This window comes from Micromonospora sp. DT227 (assembly GCF_049841835.1).
GTDB lineage: Bacteria > Actinomycetota > Actinomycetes > Mycobacteriales > Micromonosporaceae > Micromonospora.
Genome location: NZ_JBNCLA010000011.1, coordinates 22,924 through 47,419 on the forward strand (window position 1 = coordinate 22,924; position 24,496 = coordinate 47,419).

The 24,496-nt window shown below is 68.6% G+C and carries 23 protein-coding genes, 1 tRNA gene and 2 pseudogenes; 10 read left to right on the top strand and 16 right to left on the bottom strand.

Translation table 11 applies throughout. The features are described from left to right. The first annotated feature begins 206 nt into the window (after positions 1-206). The 7 genes from ACLQ2W_RS28915 to ACLQ2W_RS28945 all read left to right on the top strand — a co-directional run bounded on the left by ACLQ2W_RS28915 (position 207) and on the right by ACLQ2W_RS28945 (position 6,461). Positions 207-1,130: a ParA family protein gene (locus ACLQ2W_RS28915; protein WP_091657002.1), complete on the top strand. Its 924-nt coding sequence runs from the start codon at positions 207-209 to the stop codon at positions 1,128-1,130. A 41-nt stretch (positions 1,131-1,171) separates the two neighbouring features. Beyond that, positions 1,172-2,191, top strand: a complete 1,020-nt coding sequence (locus ACLQ2W_RS28920) for a segregation and condensation protein A (protein WP_425790405.1) — start codon at positions 1,172-1,174, stop codon at positions 2,189-2,191. Between the two features lie 4 nt (positions 2,192-2,195). Beyond that, on the top strand, positions 2,196-3,155 hold the full coding sequence (gene scpB, locus ACLQ2W_RS28925) for an SMC-Scp complex subunit ScpB (protein ID WP_425790407.1): 960 nt from the start codon (positions 2,196-2,198) through the stop codon (positions 3,153-3,155). Next, positions 3,142-3,912, top strand: coding sequence for a pseudouridine synthase (locus ACLQ2W_RS28930; RefSeq protein ID WP_107160811.1), 771 nt, complete (start codon positions 3,142-3,144; stop codon positions 3,910-3,912). The genes scpB and ACLQ2W_RS28930 overlap by 14 nt, the downstream gene beginning before the upstream one ends. A 173-nt stretch (positions 3,913-4,085) precedes the next feature. Next, positions 4,086-4,766, top strand: a complete 681-nt coding sequence (cmk, locus tag ACLQ2W_RS28935; RefSeq protein WP_405093682.1) for a (d)CMP kinase — start codon at positions 4,086-4,088, stop codon at positions 4,764-4,766. 46 nt (positions 4,767-4,812) lie between these two features. Continuing rightward, positions 4,813-6,219, top strand: coding sequence for a ribosome biogenesis GTPase Der (der, locus tag ACLQ2W_RS28940; protein WP_425790410.1), 1,407 nt, complete (start codon positions 4,813-4,815; stop codon positions 6,217-6,219). A gap of 168 nt (positions 6,220-6,387) precedes the next feature. Next, positions 6,388-6,461: transfer RNA gene (locus tag ACLQ2W_RS28945), tRNA-Pro, on the top strand. Positions 6,462-6,545: 84 nt separating this feature from the next. On the opposite strand, the gene ACLQ2W_RS28950 is transcribed toward ACLQ2W_RS28945, so the two are convergent. The 14 genes and pseudogenes from ACLQ2W_RS28950 to ACLQ2W_RS29015 all read right to left on the bottom strand — a co-directional run bounded on the left by ACLQ2W_RS28950 (position 6,546) and on the right by ACLQ2W_RS29015 (position 16,196). Beyond that, positions 6,546-7,751: a tyrosine-type recombinase/integrase gene (locus ACLQ2W_RS28950; RefSeq protein ID WP_425790412.1), complete on the bottom strand. Its 1,206-nt coding sequence runs from the start codon at positions 7,749-7,751 to the stop codon at positions 6,546-6,548. Continuing rightward, complete coding sequence (locus tag ACLQ2W_RS28955; RefSeq protein WP_425790414.1) at positions 7,751-8,011, bottom strand: helix-turn-helix transcriptional regulator; 261 nt, start codon at positions 8,009-8,011, stop codon at positions 7,751-7,753. The genes ACLQ2W_RS28950 and ACLQ2W_RS28955 overlap by 1 nt, the downstream gene beginning before the upstream one ends. 296 nt (positions 8,012-8,307) lie before the next feature. Further along, positions 8,308-9,321: pseudogene (locus ACLQ2W_RS28960) on the bottom strand (AAA family ATPase); the annotation flags it as partial. Continuing rightward, positions 9,318-10,301 carry a bifunctional DNA primase/polymerase gene (locus ACLQ2W_RS28965; RefSeq protein WP_425790416.1) on the bottom strand — a complete coding sequence of 328 codons (984 nt, stop codon included), beginning with the start codon at positions 10,299-10,301 and terminating at the stop codon, positions 9,318-9,320. The gene ACLQ2W_RS28965 and the pseudogene ACLQ2W_RS28960, both read right to left, overlap by 4 nt. A 10-nt stretch (positions 10,302-10,311) precedes the next feature. Continuing rightward, positions 10,312-10,545, bottom strand: a complete 234-nt coding sequence (locus tag ACLQ2W_RS28970; protein WP_425790418.1) for a hypothetical protein — start codon at positions 10,543-10,545, stop codon at positions 10,312-10,314. A 68-nt stretch (positions 10,546-10,613) separates the two neighbouring features. Beyond that, the gene (locus ACLQ2W_RS28975) at positions 10,614-10,904 is read right to left on the bottom strand and encodes a hypothetical protein (RefSeq protein WP_425790420.1); all 291 of its coding nucleotides are present in this window, start codon (positions 10,902-10,904) and stop codon (positions 10,614-10,616) included. Further along, complete coding sequence (locus ACLQ2W_RS28980) at positions 10,901-11,140, bottom strand: hypothetical protein (protein WP_425790422.1); 240 nt, start codon at positions 11,138-11,140, stop codon at positions 10,901-10,903. The genes ACLQ2W_RS28975 and ACLQ2W_RS28980 overlap by 4 nt, the downstream gene beginning before the upstream one ends. A gap of 147 nt (positions 11,141-11,287) precedes the next feature. Beyond that, entirely contained in the window at positions 11,288-13,471 is a 2,184-nt protein-coding gene (locus ACLQ2W_RS28985) for a cell division protein FtsK (protein WP_425790424.1), read from the bottom strand. Continuing rightward, positions 13,464-13,649, bottom strand: a complete 186-nt coding sequence (locus tag ACLQ2W_RS28990; RefSeq protein WP_425790426.1) for a hypothetical protein — start codon at positions 13,647-13,649, stop codon at positions 13,464-13,466. Before ACLQ2W_RS28990 ends, ACLQ2W_RS28985 begins: the two co-directional genes overlap by 8 nt. Before the next feature lie 231 nt (positions 13,650-13,880). Then, positions 13,881-14,114, bottom strand: coding sequence for a hypothetical protein (locus ACLQ2W_RS28995; protein ID WP_425790428.1), 234 nt, complete (start codon positions 14,112-14,114; stop codon positions 13,881-13,883). Between the two features lie 100 nt (positions 14,115-14,214). Beyond that, on the bottom strand, positions 14,215-14,646 hold the full coding sequence (locus ACLQ2W_RS29000; RefSeq protein ID WP_425790430.1) for a helix-turn-helix domain-containing protein: 432 nt from the start codon (positions 14,644-14,646) through the stop codon (positions 14,215-14,217). A gap of 91 nt (positions 14,647-14,737) precedes the next feature. Then, positions 14,738-15,580: an ABC transporter permease gene (locus ACLQ2W_RS29005; protein ID WP_425790432.1), complete on the bottom strand. Its 843-nt coding sequence runs from the start codon at positions 15,578-15,580 to the stop codon at positions 14,738-14,740. Beyond that, positions 15,577-15,951: an RRQRL motif-containing zinc-binding protein gene (locus ACLQ2W_RS29010; protein WP_425790434.1), complete on the bottom strand. Its 375-nt coding sequence runs from the start codon at positions 15,949-15,951 to the stop codon at positions 15,577-15,579. The genes ACLQ2W_RS29005 and ACLQ2W_RS29010 overlap by 4 nt, the downstream gene beginning before the upstream one ends. Further along, positions 15,951-16,196 carry a DUF6284 family protein gene (locus ACLQ2W_RS29015; RefSeq protein WP_425790436.1) on the bottom strand — a complete coding sequence of 82 codons (246 nt, stop codon included), beginning with the start codon at positions 16,194-16,196 and terminating at the stop codon, positions 15,951-15,953. Before ACLQ2W_RS29015 ends, ACLQ2W_RS29010 begins: the two co-directional genes overlap by 1 nt. A 581-nt stretch (positions 16,197-16,777) precedes the next feature. Here ACLQ2W_RS29015 and ACLQ2W_RS29020 point away from each other — a divergent pair. The 3 genes from ACLQ2W_RS29020 to ACLQ2W_RS29030 all read left to right on the top strand — a co-directional run bounded on the left by ACLQ2W_RS29020 (position 16,778) and on the right by ACLQ2W_RS29030 (position 22,287). Beyond that, positions 16,778-17,992 carry a hypothetical protein gene (locus ACLQ2W_RS29020; protein WP_425790438.1) on the top strand — a complete coding sequence of 405 codons (1,215 nt, stop codon included), beginning with the start codon at positions 16,778-16,780 and terminating at the stop codon, positions 17,990-17,992. A gap of 16 nt (positions 17,993-18,008) precedes the next feature. Next, positions 18,009-18,815: a hypothetical protein gene (locus ACLQ2W_RS29025; RefSeq protein ID WP_425790440.1), complete on the top strand. Its 807-nt coding sequence runs from the start codon at positions 18,009-18,011 to the stop codon at positions 18,813-18,815. 289 nt (positions 18,816-19,104) lie between these two features. Beyond that, positions 19,105-22,287 (top strand): NACHT domain-containing protein, encoded by a 3,183-nt coding sequence (locus ACLQ2W_RS29030; protein ID WP_425790442.1) that lies wholly within the window; start codon positions 19,105-19,107, stop codon positions 22,285-22,287. Between the two features lie 589 nt (positions 22,288-22,876). Here the strand turns inward: ACLQ2W_RS29030 and ACLQ2W_RS29035 are convergent. Next, positions 22,877-24,088 (bottom strand): tyrosine-type recombinase/integrase, encoded by a 1,212-nt coding sequence (locus ACLQ2W_RS29035; RefSeq protein WP_425790444.1) that lies wholly within the window; start codon positions 24,086-24,088, stop codon positions 22,877-22,879. Positions 24,089-24,091: 3 nt separating this feature from the next. After that, positions 24,092-24,300, bottom strand: a pseudogene (locus ACLQ2W_RS29040) (helix-turn-helix transcriptional regulator). Positions 24,301-24,496 lie beyond the last annotated feature (196 nt).

Here is a 24,496-nt window from a genome sequence, read left to right on the forward strand (position 1 = left end):
AGCCCCGCAGTCGCGAACGGAAGGTGACTCAGCCTGACGGCCGGCCGACACGCCGACCCGCTGCCGAACGTGCTGCTCGCCCGTGGCGTACAGTCGGCATCGGCGCGGGCCTCCAGGTGCGACGGACCGGGGGTGCGCAGCGGCGCCGCGAGGGACGTCGGACGGCTCCGACGCCGGGTTGGTCGTCGGGAGGGGGCAACGAGGACATGGCAGGAAACGGTGACCGTGCCGAGACCTGGACGTCGGAGCTCCGTGAGCAGCAGGCGACGCTCGGCGCCGACCTCGGCCCCGCCGACCCGGCCGCGTACACGATGCGCAAGCCGATCCCGGAACCCATGCCGACCGACCGGCACGGCCCGGCGCGGATCATCGCGATGGCCAACCAGAAGGGTGGCGTCGGCAAGACCACGACCACCATCAACCTGGGCGCCGCGCTCGCCGAGTACGGCCGCAAGGTGCTGCTCGTCGACTTCGACCCGCAGGGCGCTCTCTCCGTCGGCCTGGGCGTCAACCCGCACAACCTCGACCTGTCGGTCTACAACCTGCTCATGCAGGACGACGTCACCGCCGAGGACGTCCTGATCAAGACCGACGTGGCCGGGCTGCACCTGCTCCCGGCCAACATCGACCTCTCCGCCGCCGAGATCCAGCTGGTCAACGAGGTCGCCCGGGAGATGGCCCTGGCCCGGGTGCTGCGCACCATCCGCAAGGAGTACGACTTCATCCTGATCGACTGCCAGCCCTCGCTGGGCCTGCTGGCGATCAACGCGTTGACCGTGGCGCACGGCGTGCTCATCCCGCTGGAGTGCGAGTTCTTCAGCCTGCGCGGCGTCGCGCTGCTGCTGGACACCATCGACAAGGTGCGCGAGCGGCTCAACTTCGACCTCGAACTCGAAGGCATCCTCGCCACCATGTACGACAGCCGCACCACCCACTGCCGTCAGGTGCTGCAACGGGTGGTCGAGGCGTTCGGCGACAAGGTCTACCAGACCGTCATCACCAAGACGGTGAAGTTCCCCGAGTCGACGGTGGCCGGCGCGCCGATCACCACGCTCGACCCGGCCTCCTCCGGCGCGCGCAACTACCGGCAGCTCGCCCGAGAGGTGATCGCCGCCGAGACGGACCGGTAGGGCGTCCACCACCCGCCCACCGCGTCGACTACGGTTTCCCGGTGACCGCGCCGCCCCTCGACCCGCCGCACAGCGTCGGCGACCCCGCCGAGGTCGACACCGGGCCCGCCGAGACCAGCGGTTTCACGGTCCGGCTGGACAACTTCACCGGCCCGTTCGACCTGCTGCTCCAGCTGATCAGCAAGCACAAGCTGGACGTCACCGAGGTCGCGCTGCACAAGGTCACCGACGAGTTCATCGCGTACCTGCGCGCCATGGGCGACCAGTGGGACCTGGACGAGACAAGCGAGTTCCTGCTGGTCGCCGCCACCCTGCTCGACCTGAAGGCGGCCCGGCTGCTGCCCTCGGCCGAGGTGGAGGACGAGGCGGACCTGGCGCTGCTGGAGGCGCGGGACCTGCTCTTCGCCCGACTGTTGCAGTACAAGGCGTACAAGGAGGCGGCGGCGTACATCGCCGGGTTGGAGGCGGTCGGCGGCCGGCGCTACCCCCGGGCGGTCACCCTGGAACCCCGGTACGCCGAGGCGCTGCCCGACCTGGTGCTCGGCATCGGCCCGCAGCGGCTGCTCCGGCTCGCGGTCAAGGCGATGAGCCCGAAGCCGGTGCCCGAGGTGTCCATCGCGCACGTGCACATGGTCCGGGTCAGCGTCCGGGAGCACGCCGGCATCATCGCCGAGCGGCTGCGCCGGGCCGGTGTCGCCACCTTCTCGCAGCTCTGCGCCGACTGCGAGATCACGCTGGAGGTGGTGGCCCGGTTCCTGGCGCTGCTGGAGCTGTACCGGCAGGGCCTCGTCGCGTTCGTGCAGGAGCAGGCGCTGGAGGAGCTGACGGTCCGCTGGACCGGCCCGGCCGAAGGCGACGCCGAGCTGACCGTCGACGAGTACGCCGGCGCCCCGGAGCCGGCCACCGCCCAGGCCGCCGCCCCCGGACCGGATGCCGCGTCCGCCTCCGGCGTGCCCGACGACGCACTCGCTGACGCGGCTCCCTCCGGCGGCACCGTCCGACCCGCTGACGCCGGCTCGCGCCGCGAGGCGGCGGACACGACCGCACCGACGCAGGAGTGACCTGATGAGCGACGAGGAGCGCGGCGACTCCCTGGCCGACCAGGCCGCCGCCTGGATTCCCCCGTGGGAGCGCATTCCGCCCAGGCCCGACCCCACGGACGAGCCCTCGGGACGCGCCGATCGACCCGAGCCCGAGATCTTGGACACTGACCGGCCACCGGAACCGGAAGCTGCCCACGATCTCGATCCCTCCACAGATCTTGGAAGCGATGGGCCCCCCGAGGGGCCGAATTCTTCCAAGATCTCGTCCGTGGGCGAGCCGCACCGAGATCTTGGTACCGGGGCGCCCCTGGAGGGGCGGGACCGTATCAAGATCTCGGGGGAGACCTCGCACGGCGACGAGGAGGGCGCTTCCGGCGTACCTCCGAAGCGTTCACGGCGGCGGGCGGCGCCGGAGCCGGTGCCCGCGCCCGTCCTGGACGACGCGGAGCTGCGCGGCGCGCTGGAGGCGATCCTGCTGGTGGTGGACCAGCCGGTCAGCGAGCTGGTGCTGGCCGAGGTGCTGGAGCAGGCCCCGGAACGGGTCGGCGCGATGCTCGACGAGATCGCCGCCGGCTACACCTCGGCCGGGCACGGGTTCGAGCTGCGCCGCGCCGCGGGTGGCTGGCGTCTCTACACCCGGCCGGAATACGCCACCTACGTCGAGCGGTTCGTGCTGGAGGGGCAGTCGGTCCGGCTGACCCAGGCCGCGCTGGAGACACTCGCCGTGGTCGCCTACCGCCAGCCGGTGACCCGGTCGCGCATCTCGGCCATCCGGGGTGTCAACTGCGACGGGGTGCTCCGTACCCTGGTGGGTCGCGGCCTGGTCGAGGAGTGCGGCACCGAAGCGGACAGCGGTGCGTTCCTCTACCGGACCACCACCATGTTCCTGGAGAAGCTGGGGCTCAACTCGGTGGACGACCTGCCGCCCCTGGCCCCGTTCCTGCCCGACGACGTAGAAGAGCTTGCCGATGCGACGCGATGACCGTGCCCCGAAGCCCGACGCCCCCGTGTACGAGAGCGCCGAGCGCCTCCAGAAGGTGCTCGCCGCCGCGGGGGTGGGCTCGCGGCGGGCCTGCGAGGACCTGATCTTCCGGCGGCGGGTCACGGTCAACGGCCGGGTCGCGCAGCTCGGTGACAAGGCCGACCCGGCACGCGACGTGATCCACGTCGACGGCGAGCGGCTCCAAGCCGACGTCCGCCTGGTCTACGTGGCGATGAACAAGCCGCGCGGGGTGGTCACCACCATGGCTGACGAGAAGGGCCGCACCGAGCTCGCCGACTTCATCGGCGCGCGGCTGGAGCAGCGGGTCTACCACGTCGGGCGACTGGACGCCGACAGTGAGGGCCTGCTCCTGCTCACCAACGACGGCACCCTCGCCCACAAGCTCATGCACCCGTCGTACGAGGTGCTCAAGACCTACCTCGCCGAGGTGGCCGGGCCGATCCCGCGCAACCTGGGCAAGCGGCTGACCGGCGGCGTCGAGCTGGAGGACGGGCCGGTGAAGGTCGACGGGTTCAAGGTGGTCGACACGCTGGGCAAAACCGCCCAGGTGGAGCTGACCCTGCACGAGGGGCGCAAGCACATCGTCCGACGCCTGATGGCCGAGGTGGGACATCCGGTGTCCCGGCTGATCCGTACCTCGATCGGTCCGATCAAGCTCGGCGACCTGCGCACCGGGCGGCTGCGGCGGCTGACCAACGCGGAGGTCGCCGCCCTGTTCAAGGCCGTGGGTGACTGACCCGACGATCGGGGTAGGGCGCGACCGGTAGGCTTCGACGCGGTCCGCGGGCCGGCGCGCACGCGCCCCCGACGGTCGCCCGCGCGGCGCGGGCATGATTGACGACGAGAAACCATCCGCTCAACGGCGTCGCTCCGTGACGACCTGCGAGGTACGGGCTGAGGAGGACAACGGTGGAGGAAAAGGTACCGGCCGGGCGTTGCGTGGTCGCGGTGGACGGGCCGTCCGGTTCGGGCAAGTCCACCGTGTCGCGGCGACTGGCGGTGGGCCTCGGCGCCCGCTATCTCGACACCGGCGCCATGTACCGGGCGCTGACCTGGGCGGTCCTGCGCTCGGGCGTCGAGCTGACCGACACCGAGTCGGTGGCCAAGGTCGCCGGCGAGGCCGACCTGCGCATCGGCACCGACCCCCAGGGGTACGCGGTGACCGTCGACGGCACCGACGTGTCCACCGACATTCGCGGCCCGGAGGTGACCGGCGCGGTCTCCGCGGTGGCCGCCGTGGGCGCGGTCCGGGAACTGCTGGTGGACCGGCAGCGGCGGCTGGTCGCCGAGGCGGGCCGGATCGTGGTGGAGGGCCGCGACATCGGCTCGGTGGTGACGCCCGACGCCGACCTGAAGGTCTACCTGACCGCCTCCGAGTCGGCGCGCGCCCAGCGGCGCAGCGCCGAGGACGCCGCCGACGTCTCGGCGACCGCCGCCGACCTGGCCCGCCGGGACCGGCTCGACTCGACCCGCACGGTCAACCCGCTCCAGCAGGCTCCCGACGCCGTGGTGCTGGACACCACCGAGCTGGGCATCGACGAGGTCGTCGCCCGCCTGCGTGACCTGCTCACCGAGCGGGGTGTGGCATGAACGGGTTCTCGCGGGCGCCGCAGGCGCGCACGAAGGGTGACTCGGCATGACCGACGACTTCGGTGGCTGGGTGGAGCTGCGTGAGCCGGAGGTCGAGGCCGACGAGCCGACCGGCCCGCAGCCCGTGGTGGCCGTGGTCGGCCGCCCCAACGTGGGCAAGTCCACGCTGGTGAACCGCATCATCGGCCGCCGCCAGGCGGTCGTCGAGGACATCCCCGGCGTGACCCGGGACCGGGTGCCGTACGACGCGCAGTGGAACGGCCGGGCGTTCACCGTGGTGGACACCGGCGGCTGGGAGCCCGACGCCAAGGACCGGGCCGCCGCCATCGCCGCCCAGGCCGAGGCGGCCGTGGCCACCGCCGACGTGGTGCTGTTCGTGGTGGACGCCATGGTCGGCTCGACCGACGTGGACGAGGCCGCGGTGAAGATGCTGCGGCGCAGCGCCAAGCCGGTGATCCTGGTGGGCAACAAGGCCGACAACACCACCATCGAGATGGAGTCGACCGCGCTGTGGTCGCTCGGCCTCGGTGAGCCGTTCCCGGTGTCGGCGCTGCACGGCCGCGGCTCCGGCGACCTGCTCGACGCCATCATGGCCGCGCTGCCCGAGGCGCCGCCGATCGTGGAGAACCGGCCGCGCGGACCGCGTCGGGTGGCCCTGGTCGGCCGGCCCAACGTCGGCAAGTCCAGCCTGCTCAACCGGTTCTCCGGCGAGGAACGGGCGGTGGTCGACTCGGTCGCCGGCACCACCGTCGACCCGGTGGACAGCCTGGTCGAGATCGGCGGCGAGACCTGGCAGCTGGTGGACACCGCCGGCCTGCGTAAGCGCGTCGGCAAGGCCAGCGGCACGGAATACTACGCCAGCCTGCGTACCGCCTCGGCGATCGAGGCGGCCGAGGTGGCGGTGGTGCTGCTGGACTCCAGCGAGGTGATCAGCGAGCAGGACCAGCGGATCCTCACCATGGTGGTGGAGGCCGGCCGGGCCCTGGTCATCGCGTTCAACAAGTGGGACCTGGTCGACGCCGACCGCCGCTACTACCTGGACAAGGAGATCGACCGGGAGCTGCGGCGGATCCCGTGGGCGATCCGGCTGAACCTGTCCGCGCAGACCGGCCGGGCGGTGGACAAGCTCGCCCCGGCGCTGCGCAAGGCGCTCGCGAGCTGGGAGACGCGGATCCCCACCGCGCAGCTCAACCAGTGGCTCACCGCGCTGGTCCAGGCCACCCCGCACCCGGTACGCGGCGGGCGCGCCCCGCGCATCCTGTTCGCCACCCAGGCCGGGGTGGCGCCGCCGCGGTTCGTGCTGTTCACCACCGGCCCGCTGGACGCCGGGTACCAGCGGTTCGTGGAGCGCAAGCTGCGTGAGGAGTTCGGCTTCGAGGGCAGCCCGATCGACATCTCGGTGCGCCCGCGCAAGAAGCTGGGCCCGGGCGGTCGCGGCAAGGCGCACGGCTGAGCGGTGCCATGGCGAAGCCGCCGGGGCCCCTACCCCGGCGGCTTCTTTCCTAGGATGCTTTAGGGGGAGTGACGCCGACCCGTGCGTCGCCGAGGGGCCTGTGCGTACGGTGCGAAGATCTTGCGCTAAGCTGTACCGGCTGCCGCGGGGAACGACGCGCGGGGGCATCGGGACGTGGCGCAGCTTGGTAGCGCACTTGACTGGGGGTCAAGGGGTCGTCGGTTCGAATCCGGCCGTCCCGACAGCACGCAAAAGAGGCCACCGGCCGGGCATCAGCCCTGGTCAGTGGCCTCTCTCCTTTGCTGAAACAATGGGGAGTTGGTCGCCTAGACCGCGCGTAGCTGGGGACCAGATGGGGACCGGCGGGCCTTCAGGTGGGCGCTCAGCGCCGTTCCGGCATCCGTGATCGACTGCCGGTCCGGGTGCAGGTATCGCTGGGTGGTGGTCAGTGATCCGTGCCCGGCAATCTTGCGGAGAACGTGCACCGGCACCCCTGCGTCTGCCATCCAGGTCAGCCCGGTGTGTCGCAGGTCGTGCCGGCGCAGGTGTTCGTAGCCCAGCTTCGTGACCACCTCGTCCCAGTGCGTCGCGTCGCGCAGCACGGCGGTGCTGATCCGGCCACCGCGCGGCCCGGTGAACAGCCGGGAGTGCGGTTCGGCGGCGGCGTCCAGGCGGCGGGCGATGATCGGCTGCACCTCTTCGATCAGGGGAACACGCCGCGCTCGCTTGCCCTTGGTGCCCTTGTCGATCAGCCCACCGGGGCCGGTGGTCGTCTGCCGGCGGACCGTCCACAACCAGGTGTCCCGGTCGATGTCCTCGGCGCGGACGCCGGACACCTCACCGATGCGGGCGGCGGTGCAGGCAGCGAAGATGACCACGTCTCCCCATCCGGTGAACTCGTTCGCGGACCGCTCGACCAGGGCGGCGGCGAGCCGGGTCAATGCCGACCAGTCGGGCAGGGCGAGCGTGCGCGGGTCGTCCAGCTCGTCTTCCGCGCGCTGGTAGGAACGCTGCCACCCCGTCACCTGGGCAGGGTTGCGGGCAATGATGCCGTCGCGGACGGCTTGCTCCATCACCCGGACCAGCACGGCAAGGCTGTTCTTGACCGTCGACCGGCTGCACTCATCGGCAATCCAACCGTGGACGGCGCGGTCGACGGCACCATTGCTGATCATCCGGAGCGGGATGTGCCCGAGCGTCGGCACCACCCGCTTCCGCCAGCCGGCCAGGTACGGGTCGAGCGTCTTCCGTTCCAGGCCACGCAGGGCCAGCGTCATCACGCTCTCGCCGTACTCGGACAGGCGCTTGGTGGCGGCGAGCGGGTCGACGCCGCCTTGCGCGGCGCTGACCATGGCACCGATCCACTCCTGCGCTGCCTCGGGAGTGGCGACGCTTGTCGACTTGGACAGCCGGCGCCCGGTCGCGGGGTCGACCCACCGCACGCGCGCCCGGTAGGGCCGCTGCCGGCCCGGCCGGTGCTCCACATCGGAAGCGAGGCGCACGCCGATCGGCGGTTGCTGGGCGGTCGCCATCACGCTGCCCTCGGAACGACTCGTCGGCCGGTCAACCACTGCTCGACGTCGGCAGTCGCGTATTTCACGACCCGGTCGGAGATCTGGATGAACGGCGGACCCTGCACGGGCGAGGCGGTCCGCCACCGCCGGATGGTCGACGGGTCGACGTCGAGCAGTTCGGCAAGTTCCTCGGTGGACATGAACGGCTTGGCTGAGAGCCGGATGACGCGGTCTCCTTCCAGGGTGGTGGACGTCTCTGGCGAGTGATTCTGCGTCACGAGTCGCACGGTGAGCGCCTTTCCGGTGTCGAGCGGGTCCGGGAGGGGTGTAGGGGAGGCGGGTAGGTAGAGGTCGTCAGAGCGGGCCGCTGAGAGCGCCGTAGAGGCAAGATCTTCAGCTCTCTGATGTCTTGGGAAGGATGTGCGGCCAAACATCGGGATATGCCTCTGTTTCAGCAGGTTTGGTTGGGTAATGAGACCGGTACCGCTGTCACCGGAGATGGCCAGGGGGTCTGAGCCGTTCAGAGCCGTTGCGGGGACTCCGGTGACTCCGGTGACAGCGGAGACACCTAGCAGGGCACGCGGTAGCGGCCCCCGGGCTCACAAGCGAGCTGGCCGGCGGAGAGCATCCGGCCGCAGGTCTTCTTGACGTTGTCCGCGCTGAGGCCGGTGCCCTCGGCGATGGCCTTCGGGGTGCTGCCGGGGAAGGTGCGCAGCCACCGCAGGATCGCGGCGCGGGTGTCGCTCACCTCGTGTTCGGCGGCCGGACCGTCGAGCATGGTCCACGCCCCAACGGTCGAGTCGAACGCCAGCGCGTACTCCGATTCGTCGACGTCGCGGCCGGTCACGTGCAGCACCCCGTCGGCCGAGCCGCGCGGGCGTCGCAGCACGAGAGTGGCATCGGCGGCGCCGGCCAGCCCGTTGGTCCCGGACACGGCCTCCAGGAAGTCATCCGACCCGGCCTTGCGGACGTGGTGCACGAGCACCACCGCCACGCCGTAGGCATCGGCCACCTTCTTGGCCCGGCCAACGGCGGCGTAGTCGGCGTCATAGGCGGACATGCCGGGGGCGGACAGGCCGCGCAGCTTGGCGAACACGTCGATGATGACCATGCGAGCGTCGCGGTTGCGGTCCAGCCACGCCGCGATAGCTTCGTCGCCGCCCTGGGGGAGCGGCGGGCAGGTGGTGGCGAGAGTCAGCCCGGCCGGCGCGGCGCGTCCGGCGAGGATCTTTCCCATCCGGGACTGCAACCGGCGCGGGGTGTCCTCCAACGCGAGGTAGAGCACCGGCCCGGGATCGGTGTCGATGCTGCCGAACGCCTTGCCGCCTTCGGCAACGGTCAGGCCGAGGCCGAGGGACAGCCACGACTTGCCCACCTTCGGCGGTCCGGCGAGCAGGTTCACGCCCTCGGACAGCACACCCGGCACCGCCCAGCGGGGTGGCGGGAACTCCATCGCCATCAGGTCGGCGGCGCTCCACGAGGTGCGGATACGCCCCGGCTCCCGCCGGATGGGGGCGATGACCTCGGCGGCGGTGTCGTCACCCGGCTGCACCACGCGCAGGTCGGGTCGCTCGGCCGGGGCACTCATGCCGCCACCGTCCGGGGACGACGCGCACCGGCACGCAAGCCGGATGCAATGGTGCGGGCGGTCTCGGCGGCCCGTAGGCCGGCGGTGCGGGCGGCGTCGGTGAGTATGGCGGTGGCGTCATCCTCGGCGAGCGCGCCACCGGCCACGAGCTGGCCAAGGGCCACCGCGGATCGGTAGAGCGCGTGGTTACGACTACCGGACGCAGCGCCGGTGACCTCGGTGACCTGGGCGCGGATCGCGGCGTCGACGTAGGCGGCGCGGCGGCCGGTGCCGAGATTGACCACGACGGGCCGTTGCGGCGGTAGCGGCGCGGGCGCCAGTAGCGTGGCAAGCCAGTCGGGCAGCGGCTTTGGCTCGCAGTCCAGGGAGACGGTGTAGGGGCGGCCGGCGACGGTGGAGCCGGCGGCGACGACGTAGCCGCCGTGGGCACGGGTGTCGACCTTCCAGCCGAGGCCGCCCCGGTCGCCGGTGGTGTTGCGCAGCGCCGGTCCGCTGGCGGGGTGGCGGTAGTAGAGGTGGCTACCGCCGCTGGGGGTGTCGACGGTGTAGGTGGCGTCGATGCCAGTGCGGGGGCCGGCGTCCGGGCCGATCCCGTCGAACATGTCGATCGGGGTGCCGTGCCGGTCGGCGAGGGTGGCGAACACCGCCCACCCATCGCACGCTCCCTGCCATTCCGGCGGTGGGCTGTCGTCGGGATGCTTCGGGGTGTCGAGGTCGACCACCACGAGGCCGGATGGCCCGCAGGCTATGCCGATGCCGTAGGGGCGGGTCGACCACGCGCGGCGGATGCGGTCCGGGTCGCAGGTCGCGCGCTGTTCCCACCCCAGGTGGCGGCCGGCGGCGGCGCAACGCGGGTCGCGGCCGGTGCAGTCGTCGGCGGTGTGGTCGGGGAATGCAGGTCGCTTGTCGTCGGGGCGTAGCGGGAAGACATGCCAGCCGCGTGCGGCGTGGCCGAGGGCGGCGGCGAGCAGGTCAGGCATAACGGTTCTCCTAGGCGGGTCGGCGGCCGGCGCGGGCGGCGTCGAGGTCGATCAGTGCGCCCGTGGCGGTGTCCTGGGTGCGGGTGGGTCGGCGTGGGGCGGCGGTGATGGTCAGGCGCAGGTAGAGCCGGTGGCGGCCAGCGTCGGCACCGGTCAGAGGCCACCGGGTGCCGTGCTGAGCGAGGTGGCCGGCGGCGGTCAGGGAGGCGGTGGCGGCGTCCAGCTCGGCCGGCGTCCCGGTCAACCAGACTTCGAGACCGCCAGTGAGGTGCGGGTCGCGAGGCGATGCGCCGTCGCGGCGCGGACGGGGCGTCACGCGGCCCGCCTCGGTCGCGGCCGGGCGGCGATGGCGGCGCGGGTGACGGCCTGGCGCAGGTCGTCGAGCAGCCCGACCAACTGCCGGCGGGCGGCCACCTCGCCGGGAGCGAGGGCGACGCGGAGGCGTACCTCGGCGTGTTCACGGCCGGCGGCGGTGCGGACGCGAATCAGGACGGCGCGTGCTTGGCCGGGGATGTCAACGACGATTTCGGGTGACCGGTGCTCGCCGAGGCCGCATCGGTGGTCCCTGCCGCACCAGTCGGTGTGCTCGCTGGGGCGGGTCACGGCTTGCCGGCCCGGTATTCGGCGCGGATGTAGTCGATGAGGCGGCGGCCGATGCGGACGCGGATGCCGGTGCCGTCGCAGCGGAGGCAATCGCGTCGGGTGCCGATGGCGGTGCGGTGGAAGCGCCGGCCGTGGCAGCGGCGGCAGCGTCCCCACGGGGAGACGGTGCAGACGGCGAGGTAGCACAGTGTGTAACCGAGGAAGGTGAGACTAGCTAGCAGCAGGATGGGGGTCACGAAATGCCTCCACGAGCCGGTTTGAGGGTGCAGAGGGCTGGCGCCGCTAGTTGTTAGGGCGCTGGCCAGGGTTGGGATGGGTTGCTAGCGGGGGTGCTAGGTCTAGCGGGGGGTGCCGCTAGACCTAGCGACCCATCGCTGTCCGGGTTAAGCGGCTTTGTCTCCCCGCCGCTTGTTACGTTCCGCTACCGCGTCGGTGATGTGCTGGCGTTCGATGCCGCGCCGGTTGGCGCCCTTGCCCGTGGTCGAGTCGGTGCCCCACACCTGCCCGGTGGTGATGCCGTAGGGCTTGAGTGCGGCGGTCAACTGGTCGCGGGTCAGGTCGGCGTACGCCTGCGGGTTGAGGTCGGCGAGCCGCTCGGTGAGGGTTTCGGCCCACACCTTCGCCTCGGTCGCGGGGACGACGGTGAGGATGTCGTCGAGCAGGGTGTCCCGGCGGGCCGCCGTAGTCGGGGCGGCCTGCCCGATGGCGTGGCCAGTAAGGGTGCCGGCCGCCTCGCGCAGGGCGCGTGCCCGGTCGGTGATCTTCTCGGCGGTCGGTCCGTCGACGTAGAACGTCCGGACGATCTGCGCGTCGTCGGCTGCGCCGACCAGGTAGCCCACGCCCTTGTCCTTCTTGGCGAACATGGTCGCCCGGATGCCGTTCTTGTACGCGCTGGTACCGAGGATCATGTCGTTTTCGATTTGGCCCATGACCCGCAGGCAGAATCGCGTGCCGGCGTTGGCGCTGACGCCGGTGGGCAGGCTCTTGGCGTCGGGTCGCTGGGTGGCAACGACGAGGATGACGCCCAGGGCGCGGCCGAGCTTGATGACCTTCTCGGCCAGCTCTCCAGCTTCCTTGCCGAATTCCGCGTGCGAAAACAGTTCCTGCACCTCGTCCAGCGCTACGACGAGCCAGTGCAGGCCCAGCTTGCGGCGGCGGGCGAGTTCCGGGGTGACTTTGTTGTCTGGGCAAACCGTCTTCGGTAGGCCCTTGATGACGGCGGCACGCCGCTGGCATTCCTTGCGCAGCTCCCGCAGCGCCAACAGCCCTTGCTCGGCGGTGTCGTCGTCCTGCCCAGACGCGTACCGGGCCGACACCTTCTCCAGGGGGTCGAGGCCGCCGGTGCCCTTGAAGTCGAAGCACCACAGTTCGGCGTAGGGGTCGAGGGCGGCGGCGAGCATCGGGACCTGGGTGGCGGCGGTCTTGCCGTAGCCGGGGATCGACCCGATGAGCAGGTTGGTGTAGGGCAGTTCGATGGAGATGACCCGACCTCGCGGGTCGGTGCCGAATGGCACCGGCCGCCCCAGGTCGAAGCCGCCCGTGGTTTTGAGCAGCGGCCACGGCTTGGGTGGGGTGGCGGCCATGTCCTGGTCGCCCACCCACAGCAGCAGCCGGCCCGGGTGCACCTCGGGCTGCCCTTCGGGCCAGACGCAGCCGAGGGGGCGGGTGAGGCCGGCGGCGAGCCGGTCCCGCCGCTCGATCACGTCCCCGGCGGTCACGCCGGGCGGCAGGTCGATGTCGGCCCGCCAGCCGGGGCCGTCGCGGGTGATCGGCGCGGTGAACGCGATGGCCTTGGTGCCCTGCTTGCCGATGGCCTGGGTGATGCCGGCGATGCCGAGCACGGCCAGGGCGCGCACCACCACGTCCGAGGTGAGCCGGGCGACGCGGGGGATGACCACGGCGGTGTCGAGCAGCGGCTTGTCGGCTGGCTGACCGGCCAGCCCGCACAGGGTGACCAGCAGGGCGGGGATGGCCCACTGCGCCCAACTCGGCGCCCATGCCATCGCGGCCCCGCCGACGAGGGTGAGGGAGAGGGTGAAGGTGGCGACGATGCCGCGCCACCGCACGCGGCGGTCACGCTGGCGGGACAGCTTCAGGTACAGCTCACCGTCGCGGGTTTCCGAGGTGACCTGGCGTAGCCGCTCGCCTTCCCAGTCGAACACCCACCGCACCGCCCCACCGGCGAGGCGTGCCGCGCCGCCGGGGGCGCGTAGCGCCACCTTCCCGGCGTACTTCGGTGCGCGTGCGGCGTGGTAGGCGGTGGTGTGCAGCAGGTGTCCGACCGCCCATCGCATCACGTCGACCAGCTCGTCACGCGAGCGCAGCCACGCGGGCAGGATCGGCCGACGTTGCCCCGCGCGAGCACCGTCGAGGGTGAACCGCGGCGAGCGCTGCGCGAGGGGCGAGTCGACCAACGCCGGCCCACCGTCGTCCGGATCGGGGTCGGTGTTGCGGGCGGCGCGGGCGGCGTCCAAGTCGACCACGTCGGCGTCCGGGTTGTTCAGGTCGCGTTCGGCGGCGTGCCAGTCGAAACGGTCGCCGTCGTCGTGGGGGTTGGGGCTAACCACGGCGGGCCTCCTTGCGGGTGGCGGGGATGCGGGAGGTGGGGCGGTGCTCGTTGTCGTTCCAGGTTCGGCCGTTGCCTTTGGCGGTGCCGGTGAAGCCGCCGCGTGAGGTGCGGAAGCCCTTGAACACGTCCTCGCTGGGTGAGGGCTTGGCGGCGGCGGACCGCTTGGGGGTGCTCATCGGCGGTCACAGTCGGCGCAGGTGGCGGGCGGGGTGGCGTTGCCCCAGAGGGTCATGGAGTGCCGGCCGCAAGGGAGCAGGACGGTGCGGGAGTGCGGGTGGGGTGCGCGTCGGGGGATCATGGATGTCTCTCCTGAGGTCGTCAGGCTGATGGGGAAGGGCTGGCGGCGCGGCGAAGGTCGGGAAGCCGGGTGCCGCGCCGCCGGGCCAGCGGGGGACAGGGGGCGAGGGTCAGCGGCGCTTCTTGCGGTCCTTGCCGCTGGTGCTGCCGATGGCGGTCGCGCCGTTGCCGATCGCGGACTGGCCGGTGACGGTGATGCGGCCGGTGGTGACCGTGCCGCCGCTGCTGGCGGTGGCGGGGTCGAAGTTGTAGTGGCCGGCGGTGCAGATGGCGAGGGTGCCGGTGTCGTCGATCGACACGCTCTTGAAGCCCTTGCCGCACTGGTTGCAGGACGAGATAGCCACGGGGATTCCTCCACAGGTGTGAGCGCCGTCAGCGGGTCTGGCGGCCTCCGCGCCCCACCGGACCGCCGGGCGGTGGCCGGGCCGGTGGGGGCGGGGGTGGTCAGACCGCGCAGAACAGAGCGGCGACGAGCAGGAAGCCGTAGTGCCAGGACTGGTCGAGGGCGTACATGCCGCCGCCTCGGGTCAGCCAGTGCGGGTCCTTGCCCAGCAGGTCGGCCAGCCGGCGCAGCGGGGTTCGCCGGTCGGCGATGTAGTGCGACACCGCCGACACCGCCAGCCCGATCCCGACGCCCCACGGATCCAGCCGCAAACCGGTCGCGAGCACGACAGTGGCCAGGGCGACGGCGGCGGTGAGGGTGTAGGTGGTGACGTGGGCGGCGCAGGCGAGGCGGCCGAGCCATCCCGCCTCGGCCTTGTGGTCGGCCTGCCACTGGGTCTGCACCCAGTGGTCGGCGACCTGGTGCGCGACGTACAGCGCGGCGAACACAGCGGCGAACGTGGCGGCGTGCGCGCCGGTCGGATCTGCGAACATGGTGGTCTCTCCCGAAGTCGTTGGCTGAGGGGTTGAGGGCCGGCGGCACGGCATCGGTTTCCTAGGCCAGGGGCCGTGCCGCCGGGCGGAACTAGTCGTGCGTGCGGACCAGGTGGGCGAGTGCGGCGCCCATGCCGAGCACAGCGACCGGCAGGCAGGCCACGGCGGTGGTGATCCACCAGGGGGCCGAGGTCACGCCGGCGGCTTCCAACAGGTGATAAGCGACCTGGCCGAGCGCCCCGACCGCGAGGGAGCCGAGGGCGGACCACTTGGCGAACCGGCGGGCCGGGCCGGGCACCCGGCCGGACAGCCACACGTAGAGCGCGTACGCGCCGTACGTCTCGACCCCGATCGGCAGGGTGATCGCGGAGTTGATGGAGAAGCTGTCCCAGATGCCCGGCAGCGGGTGCACGATGCCGAACCCGGTGAGTCCACCGAGGCCGACCCACCCGGACCAGATCGCGACGAACGCCGGCAGCGCCAGCAGCACCACTGGCCACGCCACCGCCGCCCGTACCGGCGCGGCCGGGGTGGGCGTGCCCGGGTGTCCGACCGTGCTGGCCTCGGCGTCCGCCTCGGCCGGCGTGATCTCCACCGGCTCAGCGGTGTCAGCGGTGGCCTCGGGTACGTCCGGGGCGGTGGCCGGGTCCGGGCCGGGCTCGTCGTCGTCGGTGGGGAACAGCTCGACCGGCTCGGCGAGGCTGCCACGCTTGACCATGTACAGGTGCAGCGCGTCCGCTCGGTCCTGTTCGGCGCGCTCGTCACGCAGCCGCGACAGCAGCTCGTCGGCCTTCGGTGCGCCGATGTGGAACTCGCGCATCAGCCGGTTGCGGCTCGGCAGGTCGTCGAGGGACTTGGTGAGATTGCGGGCGGCCGGCAACAGCGCGTCTACGGGCTGCGGGTAGCGCGTGCCGTTGATGGTCGGGGCGGTCATGCTGCGTCCTCCAGGGGGTAGGCGCACGCGAGGCATTCGCCCAGCGAGCGCGGGATGTAGTAGGGCCGGACCGTGCCGCAGGTCGGGCAGGTGCGGCGGGCGGTCAGCGCCTTGCCGATGGCGGCGCGTTGGGCGGGGGTGGCGGTGCGCTTGGGGCGGGCCATGTCGACCCGGTAGAGGTAGGCGGTGCGGGTGCCGCCGACTCCGTGCCAGAGGATCTGAGCGGCGATCGGCTGACCAGCGGGCCGTAGACCGGCGGCGGTCAGTTGGCGGCGGGTGGCGTAACCGGGCGGGGCACCCCGCCACCAGTAGGTAGGGATGCCGTACCGCGTCCCGTCTGGATCGAAGTAGGCGGTGCGGATGCGGGACATCAGGCCGCGCGGTGCGGGTCGGTGCGGGTGGTCAGGTCGGCGGCGGCGCGGGTGACGCGGGCCTCGGCCCGGCGCAGCCGCCGCCAGTCCAGCGGCGAGGGTCCGCCGTGGTCCTCGGCGTTGAGCATCGTGATCTCGGCGTCGAGCACGTCCAGCTCAGCGGCGATCAGCGGCCATTCCGCTTCGATGGCCGCCAGCTCGACAGCGGCCGGTTCGGCCGCTGCGATGGCGAGACGCTTCAGCACGGGAAACCTCCGGTGGTTGACGTGGTGGGTTCGTCGTATACAACGTGACGTTGTATTTATGCTGCGGACATTACAGCTCGACGTTGTATTCACGCAAGGCTTGGAACCTTGATCAGCGCGGCGTGTTGGGTGAGGGGGTGGCGTACCCTCGCTGTTGATGTCTGAGACGACGGGTGAGCTGCCGACCGACTGGTGGACGACTGCCGACGTACTGGCGTTCCTCAAAGCTGCGGGAGCGCCGGTGAGCCGCGCTACCTGGGCGGCCTACGTCTCACGAGGGCAGGCGCCCGCCCCTGACCGCATGTTCGGCCGGTCGCCGGCCTGGCGGCCGGCGGCGGTTCGCGAGTGGCAGGCATCCCGCCCCCGCCGAGGCTCGATCGAGGTCTGATCTCCACTCAGCCTGCTTCGTTTCCTGCTCGAAAGGCGCTGGCTGCTTCATGGCTCTAGTCAACGTGAGCAGCCGCCGGCTTCCCATGAACCTCATGGAACTGCCGATGCACCACTATGGAACTCAGACGGTGACCGTCATTTGACGCACCGCTAGACTCCGGGGAAACACAGCCTGCGGGGGAGGTGGGCGCATGCACGTCGTCACGGCGTGGACGGGGCGCCACGCGCGGGCGCTTCGGCTGGCGTCGCGGATGACGTTCGACGACTTCGCCGCGCACCTGGGGGTGTCCACCCGGGGCGTGACGAAGTGGGAGGCGCAGCCCGACGCGGATCTGGCGATGCGTACGCAGCAACTGCTCGACGTAGCCCTGAAGCGAGCTGACGATGACGCGCAGGTGCGGTTTACGCAACTCCTTCAGGAGCCGCCTCCGCCCGCTGCCGCGTCGGATCCTGAGCCGCCAACGTCCTTGTTGCTGCCGTCGCCTACCAACCGCACAGCACGCCGGGTGACGCCGGACCTCCTTCAGTTCCTTCGCCGTTCCCTACGTGACCACTACACGGCAGACAACCTGCTCGGTCCCCGCGCCCTGCTTCCAGCCATCACTGCGCATGCCGACTCCATCGAGCAGATGGCGCGGGATGCGTCCGGTCAGACGCTCGACGACTTGCTGCGGGTGGGCGCTGGTTACGCGGAGTTCGCGGGCTGGCTCCACCAGGACGCGGGAGACACGGACGGCGCAACAGCCTGGTACCGCCGCGCCTTGGAGTGGGCCGAGGCTGGCCAGGATGACCGGATGGCTGCCTTCGTGCTCACTCGCCGTGCCGTTCAGGCGATCAGCGCTCGGAACGGCGCCCACGCCGCGCGGCTTGCCAGCGCAGGCCAGCGGGATCGGGGACCGGAGTCGTTGCGGGTACGCGCCATTGCTGCCCAGACGGAAGCGCTCGGGCACGCCGTGTACGGGGAAAGCGGTGCATCGGACCGCGCGCTAGACCTGGCCGAGCGACTGCTCGACGACGGCGGTTCAGCCATCCCGCTACAAGGCGACCCGTCCGATGGCCGGTACTGCGACCTGCGGTTGTACCTAGCGATCTCCCGCGCCAAGTGCCACCTTGAACTTGGCCGGGCATCCGATGCCGTGTCGGCCTTTACGACCGTGCTCGACACCCTTCCGCCGGACTACCATCGCGACCGTGGCCAGTACCTGTCTCGCCTCGCCCATGCCTACGTGCTCGCGGGTAGCCCGGAGCTGGCGTGTGCGTGTGCTGAGGAGTCCTTCGCCATCGCCAGCACTACCGGATCGTCCCGCACGCTCAACGACCTTCGGAACCTGCTCAGCCAGCTACGGCCCTGGGCATCATCTCCAGCAGTAGCAAAGCTGCGCGACCTGCTGACCACCGCCGCCTGACCAGAGAGGCCAACCGTTGTTCTCGCTCGCAACCGATGCCGCGCCCGGCCGTCCCAACGAGGATTTCGTAATCGCCTCTGCCGATTTGGCGGTTGTCGTCGACGGGGCGGGCATCCCCTACGGCGGCTGTCACCACGGCGTGGCGTGGTACGCGCGCCAGCTCGGTGTACGGACGATGGCCGCACTGGTCGCCGCTCCGGACATGCCGCTTGCCGATGGGTTGGCCGAGGGAATTGCGGCGGTCGCTTTTTTGCACGCTGACACCTGCGACCTGACCAACGCGGGAACACCCTGCGCGGCGGTCGGCATCCTGCGGGTGGGGGCGGATCAGGTTGATGCCTTGGCGCTCTCCGACGTGAGCGTGGTTGTCGATCTCGATACTGGACCAGAAGTGACATGCGACCTCTCCATTGAGGAGATCAGCGGCACTGAGCCGGCAGCGGTCGCGGGGATGCGCTTCGGTAGCCCGGAACATGCCGAGGCGCTGGCCGCGCTAGTGGCGCGCCAGACTGCGGCCCGCAATCGCCCGGCAGGGTGGTGGGTGGCTGCAGCTGACCCGAACGCTGCCCAGCACGCCCGGACCGCCAGCTATCCAACCGATGCCATGCGTCGGGCTGCGGCGTGCTCGGATGGCGCTACCCGGCCTGTGGACCAGATGGCGCTGTACGGTTGGTCGGAATACCTTGATCTGCTTGACAAACTCACACCTTCTGGCTTGCTTGATCACGTGCGGGCTATCGAGTCGGACGATCCCCACGGGGATCGCTACCCCCGGACGAAGCGTCACGACGACGCTTCGCTGGCGCAGTTCCTGCGTGACTGATGAGGGAGTCACCGCAGTCACTCGTGTCACCCACACCCTGAGGGCTGGCCGAACCAAGATCGCTCATCGGTGACACTGGCGGAGATCGTGGGTAGTCGACAGCTAGCATGGAGTGACGGCCTGCCAATCAGCCGTCTAGACCTAACTGTTGGCCCCTTGCCTTCCCGGGAGTTGCCTGAACGGCCGGATGTGAGAATGCCGGCGAATCGCTTGAAAAGATTCATACGTTGGCCCTCGTCCTCCCCTAGACTGCCGACTTGCGAGCAAAATCGATCATAGGGGACGAAGCATGGAGATGCCCGTTCGTATCATTGCGGCGAATATCAACGAGCAGGGCGACCTCTTGACGAGGCTCGCGGCAGACTTGATCTTCACGTTAGGTTACGACAATTGCATCTTCGACACGCACAAGACAGGGCGTGAGCTAGACCTAACGGCGACTCACCGGTTCGAGGCGCGGAACGTAGTGGCAGAGTTCAAAAGTGGAGCAACCCCTGCTGGTGGAGCCGACCTGAACAAGTTTTACGGCGTTCTTGATGCCGAGCGTCGGCGACGGGAAGGGCGCGAGGTCCACGGCTACTTCATTTCGCTCGCCGGATTCCGGTCGTCTGCTATCGCCCAGGAAGAAGAGCTTGGGGGGCGTTTCGCCTTACTGGATGGTAGGCGTGTTCGCGATGAACTCGCTGAAGGTAAAATCATAGTTGGTCCGGTCCGCGCGATGGACGCGGCTCGCCAAACGGCGGGATCCGGAAATGATCTAGAATTGGAAGAAAATCCAGACCTAATCGGCCATGCGATCGGATGGATCTGGGCAGTATATTTCAGCCTTCACGGGCAGCGCGCGGCCGTTTGCCTAGTGCACGCGGACGGCACCCCGTTGAGTTTAACTATGGCCAAGCAAGTAGCCGCGACTGCGAAGAACGCCAAGGATTCTCTGGGGATGCTGAGACTCCTTAACAAGGCACCTCAGCCCGACAATCGGGCGACGGTCAAAAGGCGATACCTGAGCTTCTTAAAGCAGGAATTTGGTGGCATCACCCTAGAAGGTCTGCCCGTTGATCAGACGATGGGTTCGGGTCAATTTAAGTTAGAAGCTCTTTATGTGCCCCTCCAGCTTGTAGAAACAGGGATTGTCAGAGGCAATGGCCGAGTTTCCCAGACGACTCAAGGCGACCCGGCGGTCGAGTCTTCGCTGGAGGAGGAGGAGCAGGCTCCATCCCATTACAAGCTCGGAGAGGTGCTAGAGACGCATCAGCATCTCGCGATTCTTGGTTTGCCTGGCTCGGGAAAGACCACGGCGCTGAAGCGCATTGCTGTCGCCTATGCTGATAAGTCTAGACTCGGGGAAAGCGCTGATGGTCTCCCCAAAGCGTCTTGGTTCCCAGTGGTAATTAAATGTAGGCACCTTGCCGGAAGTGTCCGCAAGACCATCCTGCAGATAATCGCTGAGCAGGTCGAGCGCGCTGAAATGCCGGAGTATCGCGATGACTTCGTGAGGCTTGTGTCTGGCGAGCTTCGGAATGGCAACCTTATGTTGCTTGTCGATGGGCTTGATGAGATTGCCTCATCTGCCGACCGCCTTGCTTTCGTGGGCCAGCTTAGGACATTCATCGGCGTGTACCCGAAGTGTAGGCTGATCGTTACATCCCGCGAGGCGGGATTTAGGTCGGTAGCTGCCTCAGTAAATTCTATTTGCCATCAAATGAAGGTGGCCGACCTATCTGAAGAATCCATCCGTACACTCGTAGTTGCCTGGCATAGCGAAGTTGTCGGGAAGTCTGCTGGAATTAAGAAGAAAGCTCTCGATCTAGCTGACTTCATCGTGGAGACGGACCGTGTGCATAGCCTCGCAACGAACCCCCTTCTCTTAACAACTCTCTTGCTAGTGCAGCGCTGGGTTGGTCAGGTTCCACGACGCCGAAGCGTTCTATATGATAAGGCGATTGAAGTTCTCCTTATGACTTGGAATGCTGAGGGGCATCTTCCCCTCGATCCGGAGGAAGCGATTCCGCAGCTCGCCTATACCGCCTACGCGATGATGGCGCAGGGAAAAAAGACGGTCACGCTTGACGAGCTTTCTGACCTTTTGGCATCCGCCCGGAGAGACGTTCCGGAGGTATTAGCCTATGCCGTCACCCCGGTTCGCGACTTTGTGGACAGAGTTGAGGAAAGAAGTAGCCTCATGACTCTGAGCGGGCATGAAGTTGTGGGCGGTAAACTTAAGCCAACCTACGAATTCAAGCACCTGACCTTTCAGGAATATTTGGCGGCTCAGGCGATTGCGGAGAGGCATCTGGATGCGGCATCGAGAGGTAAGTCAATCGTAGAAATACTTGAGGATCGGCTTGATTTGGAAGAATGGCAGGAAGTCGTTACGCTCACTGCTGTTTCATCCAAAATGGAAGCTGCTCAGATTGTGGCGCGGCTATTGGAAAGAGTTCGTGCGGCTTTACTTGATCGAAGGCGGGAACGCTTCGCGGTACAGTTAGATAGCAGCGAGAGCCAGCTGACCGCCAACTTGATCGGATGCCTTCGTGATGAAGTCCAGATCGCTCCAGACCTCGCCCGCGAAGCTATCGAAGTAGGCGTCGTCGCGTTCCGGTACTTTGGCGGCATTGCAGCTGACTCTCTAGTGGGTCAGCTCCATGGAGGACGGTACGACGCCCTTCTGCGTCGTGTTTGTCTGGACAAGTATCGCCTTGACGATGAGGATCTCACGATCTTTGGTTCGGCCATCGCAGATATCACCTACATGGACTACCGCTTGTCAGGTAACAGCGTTCCTCTCGATGAGTGGATCCTTCAAAGGCTTGTCTCAAATGATGAGAAAGTCGCTATCGCGGGCTCTCTTGCGCTTATGGTTACAGCGTTTCGTCAGAGCACTGCAGTCCGAAGCAAGAGCCGATCTGGTCGAGAAGCGGTCACCCGGGTCGATGCTTCTATCGAGAGGCTTATAGCGGGGCTTATTGGGGAGCGGTTGCACCGATGTGACCGCCTCTACTTCTCAAAGATGTGGGCCGCTGCATGGGCCCTTTCTCAAGTGCCAGACTATGATCCTGATATCATCAATGCTCTCCAACTGAAGATGATCCGAGTATGGCGTAATGCGGCGAATGGAGAAGTCGCTCGAATGGCAGCCTGGGTTCTGACGTCGTGCCCGCTTGTGGGATCTTGGAAGCTTGACGAAGTGGAGCGCGCACGAATGATGGCCTTCGCTCGTTCTCAGGTGGGCGCTCGTGGTCAGTTCAAGGATTTTCGTCGACGGGCTGGTCTCGTGATCCATTATTATCTTGACGACTCGTCTGTTGGAAAATCCTTGATTATTGAGGCGCTCACTTCCGACTACTCTAGAAACTCGCATGTTCTGAGAGAATTTTCGGAACGCATGCTTCTTGCACTGGGGGCCGAAGGGCAGCGCGTTTTGGAGGAGCTGCAGCAGCGCTCAACCCGTCGTGCTCACATGACCCGATAGGCGGAATCTGCGGCCAAGCCCGCGAGGTGGCGGTGATCGGAGCTTGTCGTCGTCGGCACTATCACTGCGGTGACGGGCAGAGGCGTCCAACTTGCGGTCGAGTCGGTCGAGAAGGGCAGTCGTCAGTTACCACGCTTAGGCTGGCCGTGAGCCGCAGCGAGGACAGTTGGCGGCTGCGGCTTTCTCGCTCGCGCACGATATCGGGTGAATTAGGACCAAGGCGCAGTCACGAACGCGTTGGCCAGCCACGGGTCAGTAGCTTGGTTCGTCGAACGGGTGACCAAGCGGCATCACCGGGTACCCGAGCGCGTAAGCCCCCGGGGACCACGTGGGGACCACACGTCATGCTTGATGGTGGACGTTGAGCCGTCGGCCGAACAGCTTGATCATGGGAATAGCGTCTGTGACGTGCGGGCACGCTCACCAAATCGTCCTGGGGGTCAAGGGGTCGTCGGTTCGAATCCGGCCGTCCCGACAAAGAAAAAGCCCTGACCAGCGGGAACGTTGGTCAGGGCTTTGACTTTCTTCTATGGAGATTTGAACCGCCCCCCGAAAACCCCCCGTTTACGTGGTGCGGCAACCAAATTCGTCATCGATGTGCATCGTTCTCTCTTGATGATGATCCTTGGTTGCTCGGGTGGCTGCCGAGACGTTCGAGGATGCCGGACACGTCTGGGGCTTGGACCGGCTTGGCGATGTAGTAGGTGTCCGTGACCTCCTCGCTGGAGTGCCCGAGCTGCGCCGCCGCGCTCTTGGTGTCGGTCTCCTCCTTGATCAGGGTGGCGACGGTCTTTCGGAAGGTGTGCGGGGTGACCCAGTCGAGGTCAGCTTCGGCGCGGGCCTGGCGCCACTGACGGCGAACGTTGTTGGGTGAGAGCCAGGTGCCTCGTCGGGAGGCGAAGATCGCGTCGTGCTGGTTGTCCGCGGCGGTGAGTTTGCGGGCCATCAGCATGCCGACCGCGAACCGGGGGAGGACGATCCTCCGGTAGCCGGCGTCGCTCTTGGTCCAGGGCTGTCGGAAGAAGCCTTGCCCCTTGATGAAGACCAGCGTGCCGCAGATCGTGAGGGTCGGTCGTTCGGCGGCGAGGTCCAGGTCCTCCCAGCGGAGGGCGAGGATCTCGCCGATACGGGCGCCGGTGGCGAGCATGAGGTCGACGACATCGGCCAAGTCGCCGCTGTGCCGAGGCCCGGGCTTGCCAGGGATCGGCCGCTGCCATTCGCGGATGGCAGCGCGGACGGCTTGGAGTTGCTCGGGCGAGAGGACGACGACTGTGCGGCGAGGTTTGCGGAGTCGGCCGGTGTCGCGGACCGGGTTGGTGGGGATGGCGCCGTGGCGTACGGCCAGAGCGAACATCTGACTGAGGACGACCTTCACGCCTTTGGCGGCTGAGGGGCGGTCCTTGGCGATGCCGCGCAGGAACCGGTCGAGACGTCCGACGCTAGCTTCCCGGACTCGGAGGTTGCCGAGGGCGGGCAGGATCGAGGTGCGGACGCTGGTCGCGTAGCGGTGGATGGTCTGCGGCGCGATGCGCTCCTCGGCGGTGATCTCTTCGACCCACAGTTCGGCGAGGGCGCTGATGCGGGTTTCGCGGGTGATCTCGTCGTCGGTGGGGGTGGCACGGTCGCGGAGTTTGGCCTTCAGGGTCCGTTCGGCGGCCGGCCCGGTGGTGTCGGTGGCTTCGATGTCGCGGGTGATGCCGTCGTAGTCGCGGAACCTGGCGCGTGCCCGGAATCTTCCTGGGCCGAGTTTCTCGATCCGGATCTTTCCTGAGGTGCCGATGGCCAGCTCAGGTCGGGCCATTGTTCACCGCTCCGCGTCGGTGTGGTCTTCGAGCCAGCGCTCGACCTCGCTGCGCCGGTAGCGCAGGGTGTTGCCGACGCGGATGGCGCGAGGCCTTTGCCTCGGCTGTGCCAGGCGTAGAGCGTGTTCTTGGGCTTGCCCAGCCAGGCCGCGAGGTCGTCGATGGTCAGGAGCGGGTCTGGCCGCCATTCGGTGGCGGCGGGGCCGTTCATCGCCTGTCCAGGATGCTGGTCGAACCGGGCTGCTTGTACTGCGTCGTGCGGCTGGCAGTTGGCCGGCGGTTGTCGGCGCCCGGTCTGAATTCCGGGCCGGGTCGGGGTCGGGGCGGGCATGGGTCGTGCTTCCTTTCGTTGGCCCGGCGTTGCTGGGGCCGGGGGTGAACAGGGTCGTCGCTACGACCCGTGGACG

Excerpts from the sequence above, each read along its gene's own strand:
- ACLQ2W_RS28915 (WP_091657002.1), top strand. The coding sequence starts at position 207 with ATGGCAGGAAACGGTGACCGTGCCGAGACCTGGACGTCGGAGCTCCGT.
- scpB (WP_425790407.1), top strand. The coding sequence starts at position 2,196 with ATGAGCGACGAGGAGCGCGGCGACTCCCTGGCCGACCAGGCCGCCGCC.
- ACLQ2W_RS28930 (WP_107160811.1), top strand. The coding sequence starts at position 3,142 with ATGCGACGCGATGACCGTGCCCCGAAGCCCGACGCCCCCGTGTACGAG.
- der (WP_425790410.1), top strand. The coding sequence starts at position 4,813 with ATGACCGACGACTTCGGTGGCTGGGTGGAGCTGCGTGAGCCGGAGGTC.
- ACLQ2W_RS28950 (WP_425790412.1), bottom strand. The coding sequence starts at position 7,751 with ATGGCGACCGCCCAGCAACCGCCGATCGGCGTGCGCCTCGCTTCCGAT.
- ACLQ2W_RS28965 (WP_425790416.1), bottom strand. The coding sequence starts at position 10,301 with ATGCCTGACCTGCTCGCCGCCGCCCTCGGCCACGCCGCACGCGGCTGG.
- ACLQ2W_RS28990 (WP_425790426.1), bottom strand. The coding sequence starts at position 13,649 with ATGAGCACCCCCAAGCGGTCCGCCGCCGCCAAGCCCTCACCCAGCGAG.
- ACLQ2W_RS29000 (WP_425790430.1), bottom strand. The coding sequence starts at position 14,646 with ATGTTCGCAGATCCGACCGGCGCGCACGCCGCCACGTTCGCCGCTGTG.
- ACLQ2W_RS29005 (WP_425790432.1), bottom strand. The coding sequence starts at position 15,580 with ATGACCGCCCCGACCATCAACGGCACGCGCTACCCGCAGCCCGTAGAC.
- ACLQ2W_RS29010 (WP_425790434.1), bottom strand. The coding sequence starts at position 15,951 with ATGTCCCGCATCCGCACCGCCTACTTCGATCCAGACGGGACGCGGTAC.
- ACLQ2W_RS29020 (WP_425790438.1), top strand. The coding sequence starts at position 16,778 with ATGCACGTCGTCACGGCGTGGACGGGGCGCCACGCGCGGGCGCTTCGG.
- ACLQ2W_RS29030 (WP_425790442.1), top strand. The coding sequence starts at position 19,105 with ATGGAGATGCCCGTTCGTATCATTGCGGCGAATATCAACGAGCAGGGC.
- ACLQ2W_RS29035 (WP_425790444.1), bottom strand. The coding sequence starts at position 24,088 with ATGGCCCGACCTGAGCTGGCCATCGGCACCTCAGGAAAGATCCGGATC.